Genomic DNA, 15,239 nt, shown 5'->3' with positions numbered 1-15,239 from the left:
GACTCAGGCCTCAATGACGACGGGCACGATCATCGGGCGGCGCTTGAGGCGTCGGCCGACGAAGCGGCCCAGGGTACGCCGCATCACCTGCTGGAGGGAGTGGGCGTCCTGGTTGCCCTTGTTGAGGGCCTCCTGGAGGGCGCCGGTGACGTCCGGCAGGATCTCGTCGAAGACGGCGTCGTCCTCGGCGACGCCGCGGGCCTGGATGTCCGGGCCCGCGAGGATGGTCCCGGTCTTGGTCTCGACGACGGCGTAGACGCTGACGAAGCCCTCGGAGGCGAGGATGCGGCGGTCCTTGAGCTCGGACTCGTCGATCTCCCCGACGCTGGAGCCATCGACGTAGACGTAGCCGCAGGGCACCTGCCCGGCGATGCGCGCGGTGCCGTCCACCAGGTCCACGGCGACGCCGTCCTCGCAGAGCATGACGTTCTGGGGCGGGATGCCGGTCTTGACGGCCAGGGCCCCGTTGGCGACGAGGTGACGGATCTCGCCGTGGATCGGCATGACGTTGCGCGGGCCGACGATGTTGTAGACGTGCAGCAGCTCCTCGGAGGAGGCGTGGCCCGAGACGTGGACCTTGGCGTTGCCCTGGTGGACCACGCGCGCGCCCAGGCGCATGAGCTGGTTGATGACCCGGTAGACCGAGTTCTCGTTGCCGGGGATGAGCGAGGAGGCGAAGATGACCGTGTCGCCCGGCTCGACGGTGATGGTGCGGTGCTCGCCGTGGGCCATGCGCGACAGGGCGGCCATTGGCTCGCCCTGGGAGCCGGTGACCATGAGCACACGCTGGTCCTCGGGCAGGCTGGTCAGGTCGCGCGCGTCGATGAGCACGCCGTCGGGGACCTTGAGGTAGCCGCGCTCAGCGGCGATGCCCATGTTGCGCACCATGGAGCGCCCCACGAGGGCGACGCGGCGGCCGTGGTCGGCAGCGGCGTCGAGCACCTGCTGGACGCGGTGCACGTGGCTGGCGAAGGAGGCGACGATGATCTGCTGGCTGGACTCGGCGAAGACGTTGTCGAGCACCGCACCGATCTGGTTCTCGTGGCCGATCATGCCCGGGACCTCGGCGTTGGTGGAGTCCACGCAGAACAGGTCCACGCCCTCGTCGGCGAAGCGGGCGAAGGAGCGCAGGTCCGTGATGCGCCCGTCGATGGGCAGGGAGTCGATCTTGAAGTCGCCGGTGGCCAGGACGTTGCCGGCATCGGTGCGGATGAACACCGCCATGGCGTCAGGGATGGAGTGGTTGACCGCCACGAACTCCATGTCGAAGGGGCCGTAGGAGACCTCCTCGTGCTCGGTGACGACGTCGAGGACGGGCCGGATACGGTGCTCCTTGAGCTTGGCCTCGACGAAGGCGAGGGTGAGCTCGCTGCCGACCAGCGGGATGTCCTCACGCAGGCGCAGGAGGTAGGGCACGCCGCCGATGTGGTCCTCGTGACCGTGGGTCAGGACGAGGGCGACGACGTCGTCCAGGCGGTCCTCGATGGAGGAGAAGTCGGGGAGGATGAGATCGACACCGGGCTGGTCCTCCTCGGGGAACAGGACACCGCAGTCGACGACGAGGAGCTTGCCGTCGAGCTCGAAGACGGTCATGTTGCGGCCGACCTCGCCGAGCCCGCCGAGAGGGGTGATGCGCATCGCGCCGTCGGGGAGCGGGCCGGGGGCCTTGAGCGTGGGGAAGTTCGTCACGGGAGCGAGCATAGCCAGTCGCCCAGGCGGGCTCCGCACGGGGACGGCCACCACCGCGGCACGACGACAACGACGGGAGCCCGGCCGCCGAGGCGGCTGGGCTCCCTCACTGGTACCCCGTACCGGATTTGAACCGGTGCTGCCGCCGTGAGAGGGCGGTGTCCTGGGCCGCTAGACGAACGGGGCGCGGCGGAGACTGCTGGTCTCCCGGTACGCGCGAGCCTGGGCTCGCCACGTTCCGTACCCCGTACCGGATTTGAACCGGTGCTGCCGCCGTGAGAGGGCGGTGTCCTGGGCCGCTAGACGAACGGGGCCGTGACTCAGGGGCACTACTGCCTCCTGACTCGTACCCCGTACCGGATTTGAACCGGTGCTGCCGCCGTGAGAGGGCGGTGTCCTGGGCCGCTAGACGAACGGGGCCTCATGCACTTGTGGTGGGCGGCAAGGAGCGGGGCCCGGACGGATGCCGACAGCCATCTCCTCGCTCTCCGCTGGGGTACCAGGACTCGAACCTAGAATGGATGAACCAGAATCACCTGTGTTGCCAATTACACCATACCCCAAAGAAATGGTGCGTCCCCGCGCGTCTTCCGCCCGGAGCAGCGGGAAGTAATCTACACGCCGCCTCTCAGGCCACCAAATCCTCACCGCGTGAGTGCGGCCACAGTGGGTGGCCGCACCACCAGCGCCCGCGCGTGGGCCATGGGCCCGGGCACCACGCCCGGGCCCATGAGCGCCCCGCCACCGCGCGGGCGCCGGGGCGCCTCAGCCCAGACGCTCGCGCAGCGCCCTCAGGCGTGCGAGCGAGGAGGCCGCCCCGAGGATCTCCATCGACTCGAACAGCGGTGGGGAGACCTGCCGGCCCGTCACGGCCACGCGCAGGGGGCCGAAGGCGAGACGGGGCTTGATGCCCAGGCCCTCGACGATGGCCTCGCGCAGGACCTCCTCGATCCGGGCGGTGACCCACTCCTGACCGTCAAGTCCCTCCAGCGCCGCCAGGGCGGCGTCGAGGACGGCGGGCGCGGAGTCCTTGAGCCTGGACACGGCGGCGGCCTCCGGCACGAGGACGGCGTCGTCGGTGAACAGGAAGCCCAGCATCTCGCGGGCCTCGCCGAGCAGCTGCACACGGGTCTGGATGAGGGGGGCGGCGGCCGAGAGCACCTGCTGCTCGCGCTCGGTGAGGCCCGCGAAGGAGGGGGCGCTCACCAGCGGGTGGGAGACCCACTGCGGGTCGGCGGGGTCGGGGAAGACGTCCGCGAGGTAGGGCACGAGCCGGTCCCGGAAGTCCTCGGGCTCGAGCAGCCGCACGTGCTCGGCGTTGATGGCCTCGCACTTCCTGGGGTCGAAGCGCGCAGGGTTCGGGTTGACGTCGGCCACGTCGAAGGAGGCGACGAGCTCGGCGGGACTGAAGACGTCCTGGTCCTTGGACAGCGACCAGCCCAGCAGCGCCAGGTAGTTGAGCAGGCCCTCGGGGACCATGCCCCGGTGGCGGTGGATGAGGAGGTTGGACTCCGGGTCCCTCTTGGACAGCTTCTTGTTGCCCTCGCCCATGACGTAGGGCAGGTGGCCGAAGCGGGGCACGACCTGGGCCCGTCCGATCGCCATGAGGGCGCGGTAGAGCACCACCTGGCGAGGGGTCGAGGACAGCAGGTCCTCGCCACGCAGGACGTGGGTGATGCCCATGGCGGCGTCGTCCACAGGGTTGACCAGCGTGTACAGGGGGTCGCCGTTGGCACGCACGACGACGTAGTCGGGCACGGAGCCCGCCTTGAAGGTGATGGGGCCGCGCACGAGGTCGTCGAAGGTGATGTCCTCGTCGGGCATGCGCAGGCGCAGGACGGGCTCCCTCCCCTGGGCGCGGAAGGCCGCCTTCTGCTCCTCGGTGAGGTCGCGGTCGAAGCCGTCGTAGCCGAGCTTGGGGTCCCGCCCGCGGGCGCGGTGGCGCTCCTCCACCTCCTGCGGGGTGGAGAAGGACTCGTAGAGGTAGCCGGCCTCAAGCAGCTCGGCGGCGACCTGCGAGTACAGCCCCATGCGCTGGGACTGGCGGTAGGGCTCGTGGGGGCCGCCCTTGCCGACTCCCTCGTCCCAGTCCAGGCCGAGCCAGGACAGGGAGTCGAGGATCGCGTGGAAGGACTCCTCAGAGTCGCGGGCGGCGTCGGTGTCCTCAATGCGGAAGACGAAGGTGCCGCCGGTGTGGCGCGCGTAGGCCCAGTTGAACAGGCAGGTGCGCACCATGCCGACGTGCGGGGTGCCCGTCGGGGAGGGGCAGAAGCGCACACGGACGGGCGAGGAGCCCAGGGAAGGAACAGTGGGTGTCTCAGGGACGTGGGTGGCAGTCATGATGCTCCAGCCTAGCCCCGGGGCCCCGCCCGCCAGGCCCGCAGCGGCGGCCCGCCCCGGTGGCGCGGGCCTGCCTAGACTCGTGCCCGTGACACCCGAGCACCTGCCCCCTGCCACCGGCGGCCTCGAGGCCTCCTGGGACGCCCTCACCGCCGAGGACCTGCGCCGGCGCGGCTCGCTGAAGTGGGCGCTGGAGCCGGGGGTCATCGGAGCCTGGGTCGCTGAGATGGACCTGGGCACCGCACCCGCCGTCACGGCGGCCCTCGAGCGCGCGGTGCGTGACAGCGCCTTCGGCTACACCTCCCCCGCCCTGAGGCAGGCGCTGTGCGAGGCCACGGCCCGCTACCAGCGCCAGGCCCACGGGTGGCAGGTGGAGGCCGAGCAGGTCAGCGCGCTGCCCGACGTGCTGTCGGCCCTGCGGGCCGTCATCTCCCACCACACCCCTGCGGGCAGCGCCGTCATCGTGCCGACCCCCGCCTACATGCCCTTCCTCACGATCCCGGCCGAGCTGGGCCGCGAGCTCGTCCAGGTGCCCGCCCTGCGCACGCCGGTGGGCGCGGGTGGCCACGTGGGCTGGGCCCTCGACCTGGACGGCATCGAGACGGCGATGGTGGCCGGCGCGGGCCTGCTCGTGCTGTGCCACCCGTGGAACCCGGTGGGACGGGTGCTCACGCCCGAGGAGCTCGACGCCGTCGCCGCGCTGTCTGCCCGCCACGGGGTGAGGGTGTTCTCCGACGAGATCCACGGGCCCCTCGTCCTGGACCCGGCGCTGTCCCACACACCCTACGCCAGCCGCCCGGGTACCGACCCGGACCTGACCTTCACGGCGACAGCCGCCTCGAAGGGCTGGAACATCCCGGGGCTCAAGTGCGCCCAGCTCATCGCCTCCGGCGGGGCCCGGCGCCAGTGGGACTCCTCGGCCCTGTCCCGCACCCTGTCCCACGAGGGCGCCGGGCTGGGTGCCATGGCAACGGTCGCCGCCTACGACGACGGCCGGCAGTGGATCGAGGCGGTGCGGCGTTACGTGCGCACGACGGCCCAGGAGGTCGAGCCGGTGCTGGCCGCTGCCGGGGTCGGTGTCACGTGCCCACAGGGCACCTACCTGTCCTGGCTGGACCTGAGCGCAACGCCGGCAGCCGAGGACCCCGCCGGCTTCCTGCTGGGCCAGGCACGTGTGGCTGTCAACGACGGCGCCGCCTTCGGCCGCGGCTTCGAGTCCTTCGTCCGCCTCAACCTGGCAGCCCCACGGCCGCTGGCCCTCGAGACCGCCTCACGGATCGCCCGGGCGCTGGCCTGACGGCGGGGCCCCACCCGTCCCGTGGCCGACGCCGTCAGCGGCGCACGACGGGGTTGGAGAAGGCGCCGATGCCCTCGACCTCGACCTCGACGCGCTGACCGGCGCGGATCTCGCCGACGCCGGCGGGGGTGCCGGTGAGCAGGACGTCGCCCGGCAGGAGGGTGAAGACCTGCGAGACATAGGAGATGAGGTGGGCGACGTCGTGCACCATGTCCCGAGTGCTGCCCTCCTGGACCACCCGGCCGTCCACGCGGGTGCGGATGAGGGCGTCGGCCGGGTTGAAGGCGCCGTCGCCGACGGCCCGACCGGGCTCGGGGACCTCGATCCAGGGGCCGAGGGGGCAGGAGGTGTCGAAGCCCTTGGCCCGCGTCCACGTGGCGTCGCCGCGCTGGGCGTCCCGGGCGGAGACGTCGTTGGCGACGGTGTAGCCCAGCACCACCCGGGGGGCGTCCTGGGGGCTGATGTCCTTGGCCAGGGACTTGATGACGACGGCGAGCTCGGCCTCGTAGTGGACCTCCTGCGTCCAGGAGGGCAGGACGATGGGGGCGTCGGGGCCGATGACCGAGGTGTTGGGCTTGAGGAAGACGATGGGCTCGTCGGGCGCCTCACTACCCATCTCGGCCGCGTGGGCCGCGTAGTTCTTGCCGATGCCGATGACCTTCGAGCGGGGGATGACCGGTGAGACGAGGCGGGCCTCGGCCAGGGCCACGACCTCACCGGTGGCCTCGGGAACCTGGTAGAGGGGGTCTCCCTTGAGGACGATGAGGTGGCCCGGGGACTCGCCCGACGGCGACGGCTCGCCGTCGGGCAGCCCCTCGACAATGCCGTAACGGAGCTCGTCACCGGTGGAGAAGCGCGCGATCTTCATGGCCCGAGCCTAGCGGCAGGGCACGTGAGCGGCCCGCGCGCCCCGCTCAGCGGCCCGAGTGCTCGGCGTCGGCGGTCCACACGTCGCCGGGGAGCTCACCGGGCAGGTGCGGGTTGCCCGTCGCGACGAAGCGGATGTGGTCGATCTCGCCGGCCTTGAGCGCCCGGTTCTGGGCCTCCCAGTCGCGCAGCGCCCCGAAGGCCCACTTGCCCAGGGCGAGGATGGCGACGATGTTGATCACCGCCATGACCCCCATGGCGACGTCGGACAGGTTGATGACGAACTCCAGCGAGGAGACCGCGCCGATGGCGGTGGCGATGAGGATGACGGTGCGCAGGCCGAGGTGCGGCTTCGCCTTGCCGTCCTTGGAGGGGCGCAGGAAGTCCATGTTGATCTCGGCGTAGGTGTAGTTGCCCAGCAGAGAGGAGTAGGCGAAGACGAAGATCACCACGGTCATGAGGTACCTCGTCCAGCCTCCCAGGGACGTGGCCACCGAGGCGCTCGTGAGCGTGGCCGCAGTGTCCGCGGAGGCGGTGGCGGGGTCGTAGACGCCCGAGAGCAGCACGATGAGCGCGGTGGCCGTGCACACGACAATGGTGTCAACGAAGACGCCCATCGACTGCACGAAGCCCTGTTTGACCGGGTGGGAGGTGGTGGCGGTCGCGGCCGCGTTGGGCACCGAGCCCTCACCTGCCTCGTTGGAGAACAGCCCGCGCTTGATGCCGTTGATGGCGGCGGCGTACAGGCCACCGGACAGGCCCGCGAAGGCCTGGTTGAGCCCGAAGGCGCCCTGCACGATCTCGGTCAGGGCGAGCGGGATCACGTTGATGTTGAGCACGAGGATGACCAGGGCCATGCCGGCGTAGACGAGCGCCATGACCGGGGCGATGACCTCGGCGATGCGGGCGACGGGCTTGATGCCGCGGAAGACGATGGGCCCGGTGAGGGCCACGAGGAGGGCGGCACTGACCCACGGCGACAGGTGGAAGGTGTCCTGCAGGCTCGAGGAGATGGCGTAGGACTGGGCGGCCTCGTAGGCGAAGCCGAACACGACGGTGATGATGACGGCGAAGACGGCGCCCCAGGCGCGTGAGCCCAGGCCGCGCTCGATGTAGTAGGCGGGACCGCCGCGGAAGGTGCCGTCGGGATGACGGACCTTGAACATCTGGGCGAGGGTGGACTCGATGAACCCGGTGGCCATGCCCACCATGGCGACCAGCCACATCCAGAACACCGCGCCGGGGCCACCCAGGGTGATGGCGATGGCCACGCCGATGATGTTGCCGGTGCCGATGCGCGAGGCGAGCCCGATGGCGAAGGCCTGGAAGGAGCTGATGCCCTCGTCATGGTGCCTGGCGCTCGAGCGCGAGGTGAAGACCGTGCGGACCATGGCGCCGAACAGGCGCACCTGGACGAATCGGGTCCGGACGGTGAAGTAGAGGCCAACGGCGATGAGGAGCCAGGCGAGGAAGGATCCGTAGAGGTAGCCCGAGGCCCATGAGAGCCAGGCTGCCGCGGCGTCGATGACGCCGGGGGCGTCGGTGTCGGAGGCCACTGCGGCCACGAGGACGGGAAGGGTCATGGCAGCAGGCTAGGTTCGTCTGATGTCGTGCCCGTTTCGTGGCGGGGCCACCGTGCCTGGCCCCGCCACCGGCCGCTGGCACGCGCCCGGCTCGTGGCCCGGGCCCGCGCGCTCAGACCCTGGCGCGCTCAGGGGCCTCGGCCCACACGTCGCCGGGCAGCTCGCCGGGCAGGTGAGGGTTGCCGGTGGCGACGAAGCGGATCTGCGTCGTCGTGCCCTCGGCGAGGGCGCGGCGCTGGGACTCCCAGTCGCGCAGGGCCCCCACGGCCCACCTCGCCAGCAGGGCCAGGGCAACGAGGTTGATAAGCGCCCCCAGCCCCAGGAGGACGTCGGCCAGGGCCCACACGGTGGTCAGCGCGGTGCCGCCACCGATGAAGGCGCAGGCGACCGCGCCCAGGCGAAGAGCCGTCGTCGCCCACGGGGCCCGGGTGAGGTAGTCGAGGCTGACCTCGGCATAGGAGAAGGCCCCCAGGATGGTGGAGTAGGCCAGCACGAGGATGAGCCCGGTCATGGGCCAGCTCGTCCACCCTCCCAGCACCGAGGCGATGGCCGTCTGGGTCAGGGTCCCGGACACGTCCGCGCCGTCCGCCCCGGTGACGCCCGCCTGGTAGACGGCCGGGTCCCCGGCCCCCGCCACGAGGATGGCCAGGGCGGTGGCCGTGCAGATGAGCACCGTGTCCACAAGGACCCCCAGGGACTGCATGAAGCCCTGCTGCACGGGGTGGGCGACGGTGGCCGAGCCGGCGGCGCAGGCCGCCCCGCCCAGGCCCGCCTCGTTGGAGAACAGGCCACGGCGCACGCCGTTGAGGACAGCGGCGCTCACGGCTCCGGCCACCCCGGCCAGGCCGGGGCGCAGGCCGAGTGCCCCCGAGACGATCTGCCCGAGCGCGGTGAGCGTCTGGGCCGGGTGGGTGAGGATGATGACGGCGACGAGCACGAGGTAGACGCCGGCCATGAGCGGGGCCATGAGCTCGGTGACCCGGGCGATGGAGCGCAGTCCCCCCAGGAGCACCGGGGCGACGAGGACGGCCACGAGCGCACCCCACACCCAGGGGCTCACGCCGGAGCCGAGGCCGGAGGAGACCGAGGCGCTGATGGCGGCGGTCATGGCGTTGGCCTGGACCATGGGCATGGCCAGGCCGTTGGCGACCATGAACAGGACGGCGAAGACGCCGCCGACGGCGGGCAGCCCCAGCCCACGGGCGATGTAGTAGGCGGGCCCGCCCCTGAAGGAGCCGTCGCCGCGGCGCACCTTGAACAGCTGGCCCAGGGTCGCCTCGGTGAAGGCGGTGGCGGTGCCCACCAGGGCGACGACCCACATCCACAGGACGGCGCCCGGCCCGCCCAGGACGAGGGCGAGGGCGACACCGACGATGTTGCCGGTGCCCACCCGGCAGGCCAGGCCGACGGCGAAGGCCTGGAAGGAGGAGATGCCGCCGTGCGCCCTGGAGCGCGAGCCGACCACGGAGCGCAGGACTGCACCGAGGTGGCGCAGCTGGACGGCGCCGGTGCGGATGGTCAGCAGCAGGCCGGCTCCGATGAGGAGCCACACGAGGACGGTGCCGAACAGCCAGTTCGACAGTGCCGACAGCACGTCGTTGACCGCAGCCACGTCTCAGTCCTCCCAGACGCCCGCGACGGTGTCACCGGGCAGGAGGGGGTTGCCGTGCCCGCTGAAGACCGGCAGGTCGGTGCCCGCGGCCCTCTGGGTCTCCCAGTCCCTCAGGGCACCGATGACCCAGCGCGACAGCAGGAGGATGACGACGAGGTTGATCAGGCCCAGGAACCCGAGGGCGATGTCCGTCAGCGCCCACACGACCGGCAGGTCGAGGACGGTGCCGGCGAAGGCGGCCGCGGTGAGCAGCAGGCCCAGGGCCTGCTCGGCGCGGCGCTCACCACCCAGGAAGTTGACGTTGACCTGGGAGTAGGAGTAGCAGCCCAGGACGGTGGAGAACACGAGGATGAAGATGAGCACGACCATGGGCCAGGTGGTCCAGGCCCCCAGGTGCTCGACGACGGCCTGCTGGGTGAGGACGGCGCCTACCAGCCCCTCGTTGCCGGGCTGGTAGGTGTCGGTGGCGAGCAGGATGAGGAAGCCGGTGGCGGAGCACACGAGGATGGTGTCCACGAAGACCCCGAAGGACTGGACGAGGCCCTGCTGGACGGGGTGGGCGACGGTGGCGGTTCCGGCGGCGTTGGGGACGGTGCCCAGGCCGGCCTCGTTGGAGAACAGGCCACGGCGCACGCCGTTGAGGACAGCGGCGACGATACCGCCGGCGACGCCGAAGAGCGCCGAGTCGAGGCCGAAGGCGCCCCTGACGATCTGGACGAGGACGGTGGGCAGCTCGGTGACGTTCATGGCCATGACGACGAGCGTGACGAGCACGTAGACCAGCGCCATGAGCGGGGCGACGACCTCGGTGACGCGGGCCACGCCCTTGAGCCCGCCCAGCACGATGGGCAGGACGAGCAGGACGAGGGCGACGCCGACCATCCACGGGGACACGGAGGCGACGGTGGCGTGCACGACGCCGGCCAGCGCGTTGGTCTGGACCATGACGACCGTGACGCCGACGCTGACGATGCAGATGGCCGCGAAGACGGCGCCCCAGGCCCTGGAGCCCAGGCCGTTCTTGATGTAGAAGGCGGGGCCGCCGTGGAAGGTGAAGTCGCGCCCGCGCTCCTTGAACACCTGGGCGAGGGTGGACTCGGCGAAGGAGGTGGCCATGCCCACCAGGGCCACGACCCACATCCAGAACAGGGCGCCAGGGCCTCCGGCGACGACGGCGAGGGCGACGCCCGCGACGTTGCCGATGCCGACGCGGGCTGCCAGGCCGACCGCGAAGGCCTGGAAGGAGGAGATGCCGCCCTCGGCCCCGGAGCGTGAGGAGGTCAGCGAGCGGACCATCACACCGAAGTGGCGCACCTGGACGGCGCGCGTGCGCGCGGTGAAGTAGAGGCCGACGGCAACGAGCAGGACCGCCAGGACGTAGGTGTAGAAGCGGTCGGAGAAGGTGGACAGGCTGGTCGCGAGGTCGGTGGGCGCCAGCGCGGGCACGAGCGCGGTGGTGGCGTGGGTGACGGCCGAGGCGGCTGCGGTGGACATGGGGATCAGGACTCCTGGGTGGTGGTCGTTGAGGAAGTGGGCGCCCAGACGTCACCGGGGACGTCCGCGGGCAGGTTGGGGTTGCCGGTGCCGACGAAGACGGGCTCGGCGGCACCGGCACGGCGTTGGGACTCGTAGTCGCGCAGGGTGCCGGTGCCCCAGCGGGACAGCCGCACGAGCGCGACCAGGTTGGTGACGGTCATGACCGCCATGGCGATGTCGACGGCGTTCCACACGACGTCGAGGCTCAGGACCGCGCCGGCGGTGGCGGACAGGACGCAGATGACGCGCACCATCCAGGAGGCCCAGCGCCTGCCGCCGGTGATGTAGTCCATGTTGACGTCGGAGTAGACGTAGGCGGCGATGATCGAGGAGTAGGCCAGGACGAAGATGAGTGTGGCCATGGGCAGCACGGTCCACCCGCCCAGGCTGTGGGCGACGGCCAGGGTGGTGAGGGTCGAGGGGTCAACGCCCTCGGCGCCCCAGGTGCCCGGGCCCGCGATGAGGATGACGAAGGCCGTGGCGGTGCACACGATGATGGTGTCCACGAGGACGCCGAGGGACTGGACGAGGCCCTGCTGGACGGGGTGGGCGACGGTGGCGGTGGCGGCGGCGTTGGGGGCGGTGCCCTGACCGGCCTCGTTGGAGAACAGGCCGCGCTTGGTGCCGTTGATGACGGCGGCGAGCACACCACCGCCCAGGCCACCCACGAGGGGCTCGGGGGCCAGGGCCGAGGACAGGATCCAGCCAACGACCTCACCGAGCTGGTGGAGGTTGCGCAGGCAGATGACAGCGACGAGGACGACGTAGACGAGGGACATGGCCGGCGCCAGCCACTCGGTGACACGGGCCACGGAGCGGACGCCGCCGAAGACGACCACCGAGGTGAGCACGAGGACGAGGGCGGCGACCACGAGCTGTGCGGCGCTGAGCCCGCCGAAGCCCGGCAGGGCGGAGCCGGAGGCGCCGAAGGCGGCCACAAGGGTGCCCGCGACCGCGTTGGACTGCACCGAGGTGATGATGAAGCCGCAGGTGACGACGGAGATGACGGAGAAGACCACGGCCATGGGCCGCGAGCGCATGCCGCGGGCCATGTAGAAGGCGGGCCCGCCCCTAAAGGAGCCGTCAGCGGCACGGACCTTGAAGACCTGGGCGAGGGTCGCCTCGAAGAAGGCGGTGGCCATGCCCACCAGGGCCACGACCCACATCCACAAGACGGCGCCCGGCCCTCCCATGAGCAGGGCGGCGGCCACACCGAAGACGTTGCCGATGCCCACGCGGGCGGCCAGGGAGATGGCGAAGGCCTGGAAGGAGGAGATGCCGCCCTCGGCGCCGGCGCGAGAGCCGGCCACGGCACGCAGCATGCCGGGCAGGTGGCGCACCTGGACGGCGCGGGTGATGACGGTGAGGAACAGGCCCGTGGCGATGAGGACCCACATGGTCACGTGGGAGGTGATCCAGTCGGCGACGACGAGTAGCTCGTGGGCGAGCGCGTCCATGGAGGTGTGCCTTCGGCAGGGAGCGGGGTGTCCGGCGCATGTTCTCACACCCGGGCGCCTGGCCTGCGTGCCGTCCGCATACTCGTCCGGGGCCGGGTGCGAGCCCGTGTGGGAGCATGGCCGCATGGCCTCTCCCGCAGCGCACGTCCCGGCTCTCAACGCGCTCCTCGACTCGCTCATCCCGGCCAATGACCCCGAGCACGTCCCGGAGCCCGAGGAGGTCTACCTCGCCTTCACCGAGTGGGCCGAGTCAACGGGCCGCCCGCTCTACCCGCACCAGGACGAGGCCCTGTCACAGGTCCTCGAGGGCCGTCACGTCATCGCGGCCACGCCGACCGGCTCTGGCAAGTCGATGATCGCGCTGGCGGCGCACACGGCCTCGCTGGCGCGCGGCGCGCGCTCGTACTACACGGCGCCGCTCAAGGCGCTGGTGAGCGAGAAGTTCTTCGAGCTCGTGCGCCTGTTCGGGGCGCGCAACGTCGGCATGGTCACCGGCGACACCTCGGTCAACGCCGCCGCGCCGATCATCTGCTGCACGGCGGAGATCCTGGCGAACCAGGCACTGCGTGAGGGCACGGAGCTCGACGTCGACACCGTGGTGATGGACGAGTTCCACTACTACGCGGACCCGCAGCGGGGCTGGGCCTGGCAGGTGCCTCTGCTGGAGCTGCCCCAGGCCCAGATGGTGCTGCTGTCGGCGACGCTGGGTGACGTGTCCTTCTTCGTGCGGGACATGGAGCAGCGCACCGGCAGGCCCGTCGCCGTCCTCGACGACGCCCAGCGGCCCGTCCCCCTGGAGATGGAGTACGTCGTCGAGCCCATCGGTGAGCTCCTGCAGCGGCTCGTGCAGCAGGGCCGGGCGCCGGTGTACGTCGTCCACTTCTCCCAGAAGGAGGCGATCGAGCGGGCGACGGCGCTGCTGGGCGTGGACCTGGTGCCCAAGGAGCGCAAGGCGGCGGTGGCCGCGGCCCTGGGGGCCTTCCGCTTCGGCCCTGGCTTTGGCGCGACGCTCTCGCGGCTGCTGCGCTCGGGCATCGGCGTGCACCACGCCGGCATGCTGCCGCGCTACCGGCGCCTGGTCGAGCGCCTGGCGCGTGAGGGCCTGCTCAGCGTCATCTGCGGCACGGACACGCTGGGCGTGGGCATCAACGTGCCCATCCGCTCCGTCGTGCTCACGAGCCTGGTGAAGTTCGACGGGTCCAAGGAGCGCCACCTCACGGCACGTGAGTTCCACCAGATCGCGGGCAGGGCGGGGCGGGCGGGCTTCGACACGCGCGGCTACGTGAGCGTGCAGGCGCCCGAGCACGTCATCGACAACGCCAAGGCCCTGGCCAAGGCGGGCGACGACGAGCGCAAGCGCCGCAAGATCGTGCGCAAGAAGGCCCCCGAGGGGCGGGTCAACTGGACGGACAAGACCTTCGAGCGGCTGCGCGACAGCGCTCCCGAGACGCTCACGAGCCAGTTCCAGGTGACGACGACGATGGTGCTCAGTCTCATGGAGCGTCCCGGGGACCCGGTGGCCCACATGGCCCGGCTGCTGGGACGGGTGCAGTGCACGGCGTCTCAGCGGCACGCCCACGTGCGCCAGGCGGTGGCGATCTACCTGTCTCTGCGCACCGCCGGCGTGCTCGAGCACGTCTCCAGCACCCGGGCCGCCGAGGACGGTCGGCCGCGCCTGCGCCTGGCGGTGGACCTGCCCGACGACTTCGCGCTGCACCAGCCTCTGGCACCCTTCGCCCTGGCCGCCATGGACCTGCTGGGCGTGGACTCGCCCACGCACACGCTCGACGTCGTCAGTGTCGTCGAGGCGACCCTGGATGACCCGCGCCCGCTGCTGTACGCCCAGCAGCGCCAGGCCCGGGGCGAGGCGGTGGCGGCGATGAAGGCCGAGGGCCTGGACTACGACGAGCGGATGCAGGCCCTGGAGGAGGTCACCTGGCCCCGGCCCCTGGCTGAGCTGCTGGCGCCCGCGCTGGAGATGTACCGCCGGGCCAACCCGTGGGTCACCCAGTACGAGCTGAGCCCCAAGAGCGTCGTGCGCGACATGGTGGAGAACGCCATGACCTTCTCGGACCTCGTCTCGCGCTACGAGCTGGGACGCAGCGAGGGCGTGGTCCTGCGCTACCTCACCGACGCCTACCGGGCCCTGCGCCAGGTGGTGCCCGAGGAGCACCGCACCGAGGAGGTCGTCGCCGTCATCGAGTGGCTCGGCGCCCTCGTGCGGGCGGTGGACTCCTCCCTGCTGGACGAGTGGGAGGCCCTGGGTGCGGCCGAGGCCGGCAGGGCCGCCGAGGGGGCCGCCCTGCTCGAGGGCGAGCGGGCCGGGGCTGAGGGCTCCAGCGGGGTGGAGCGGGCCTTTGGGGCGGACGCGGACGGGAAGGTGGCCCTCACCCGCAACCTGCACGCCTTCCGGGTGGCGGTGCGCCGTGAGATGTTCCGCAGGGTCGAGCTCATGGCCCGCGACGACGTCGAGGCCCTGGGCCGCCTGGACGGGGCCTCCGGCTGGGACGCGCAGCGCTGGGACGAGACGCTGGCCCGCTACTGGGAGGAGTACGACTGGATCGGCACGCACACCGCGGCGCGCTCCGTGGCCCTGGCCCCCCTGGACGAGGCCCCGGACCAGCAGACGCTGGCCCTCGCCGGGGTCTCCGAGCGGCTCATTGAGGCCCTGGGCCGCAGTGGGCGCAGGGTGTGGCTGGCGACCCAGGTCATCGAGGACCCCGAGGGTGACCACGACTGGCGCCTGTGCGCCCTCGTGGACCTGGCGGCCAGCGACGAGGCCGAGCAGGTGGTGCTGCGCCTGCTGTCAGTGGGCCCGCGGGGCTGAGCCCGGTGCCGGGGCGGGCACGGCGTCGTGC

General features: G+C 71.6%; 9 protein-coding genes and 4 tRNA genes. 2 read left to right on the top strand and 11 right to left on the bottom strand.

The window, feature by feature from the left end; translation table 11 throughout:
* Positions 1-3: 3 nt before the first annotated feature.
* The 6 genes from ACSJJR_RS03930 to gltX form a co-directional block, all read right to left on the bottom strand.
* Positions 4-1,638: a ribonuclease J gene (locus ACSJJR_RS03930; RefSeq protein ID WP_435942259.1), complete on the bottom strand. Its 1,635-nt coding sequence runs from the start codon at positions 1,636-1,638 to the stop codon at positions 4-6.
* A 161-nt stretch (positions 1,639-1,799) separates the two neighbouring features.
* Positions 1,800-1,875: transfer RNA gene (locus ACSJJR_RS03925), tRNA-Glu, on the bottom strand.
* Positions 1,876-1,930: 55 nt separating this feature from the next.
* Positions 1,931-2,003, bottom strand: a tRNA-Glu gene (locus ACSJJR_RS03920).
* Positions 2,004-2,036: 33 nt separating this feature from the next.
* Positions 2,037-2,109 (bottom strand) — tRNA-Glu (locus ACSJJR_RS03915).
* A 71-nt stretch (positions 2,110-2,180) separates the two neighbouring features.
* Positions 2,181-2,252, bottom strand: a tRNA-Gln gene (locus tag ACSJJR_RS03910).
* Between the two features lie 202 nt (positions 2,253-2,454).
* The gene (gene gltX, locus ACSJJR_RS03905) at positions 2,455-4,029 is read right to left on the bottom strand and encodes a glutamate--tRNA ligase (RefSeq protein WP_435942179.1); all 1,575 of its coding nucleotides are present in this window, start codon (positions 4,027-4,029) and stop codon (positions 2,455-2,457) included.
* 88 nt (positions 4,030-4,117) lie between these two features.
* On the opposite strand from gltX, the gene ACSJJR_RS03900 reads away from it, so the two are divergent.
* Entirely contained in the window at positions 4,118-5,326 is a 1,209-nt protein-coding gene (locus ACSJJR_RS03900) for a MalY/PatB family protein (RefSeq protein ID WP_435942178.1), read from the top strand.
* Between the two features lie 34 nt (positions 5,327-5,360).
* On the opposite strand, the gene ACSJJR_RS03895 is transcribed toward ACSJJR_RS03900, so the two are convergent.
* From ACSJJR_RS03895 to ACSJJR_RS03875, 5 genes are all read right to left on the bottom strand, one after another.
* Positions 5,361-6,194: a fumarylacetoacetate hydrolase family protein gene (locus tag ACSJJR_RS03895; protein WP_435942177.1), complete on the bottom strand. Its 834-nt coding sequence runs from the start codon at positions 6,192-6,194 to the stop codon at positions 5,361-5,363.
* 46 nt (positions 6,195-6,240) lie between these two features.
* Positions 6,241-7,776 (bottom strand): alanine/glycine:cation symporter family protein, encoded by a 1,536-nt coding sequence (locus ACSJJR_RS03890; protein ID WP_435942176.1) that lies wholly within the window; start codon positions 7,774-7,776, stop codon positions 6,241-6,243.
* Positions 7,777-7,888: 112 nt separating this feature from the next.
* The gene (locus tag ACSJJR_RS03885) at positions 7,889-9,388 is read right to left on the bottom strand and encodes an alanine/glycine:cation symporter family protein (RefSeq protein ID WP_435942175.1); all 1,500 of its coding nucleotides are present in this window, start codon (positions 9,386-9,388) and stop codon (positions 7,889-7,891) included.
* 3 nt (positions 9,389-9,391) lie between these two features.
* Complete coding sequence (locus ACSJJR_RS03880; protein ID WP_435942174.1) at positions 9,392-10,882, bottom strand: alanine/glycine:cation symporter family protein; 1,491 nt, start codon at positions 10,880-10,882, stop codon at positions 9,392-9,394.
* Between the two features lie 5 nt (positions 10,883-10,887).
* Positions 10,888-12,381 (bottom strand): alanine/glycine:cation symporter family protein, encoded by a 1,494-nt coding sequence (locus ACSJJR_RS03875; protein WP_435942173.1) that lies wholly within the window; start codon positions 12,379-12,381, stop codon positions 10,888-10,890.
* A 124-nt stretch (positions 12,382-12,505) separates the two neighbouring features.
* Between ACSJJR_RS03875 and ACSJJR_RS03870 the strand changes: the two genes are divergently transcribed.
* A complete protein-coding gene (locus tag ACSJJR_RS03870) occupies positions 12,506-15,208 on the top strand; it encodes a DEAD/DEAH box helicase (protein ID WP_435942172.1) in 2,703 nt (900 codons plus the stop codon).
* Positions 15,209-15,239: the final 31 nt, after the last annotated feature.

It is taken from the genome of Actinomyces sp. W5033 (assembly GCF_051303165.1).
The sequence above is the reverse complement of the archived record's forward strand: the minus strand, read 5'-3'. Positions and strand labels throughout refer to the sequence as shown.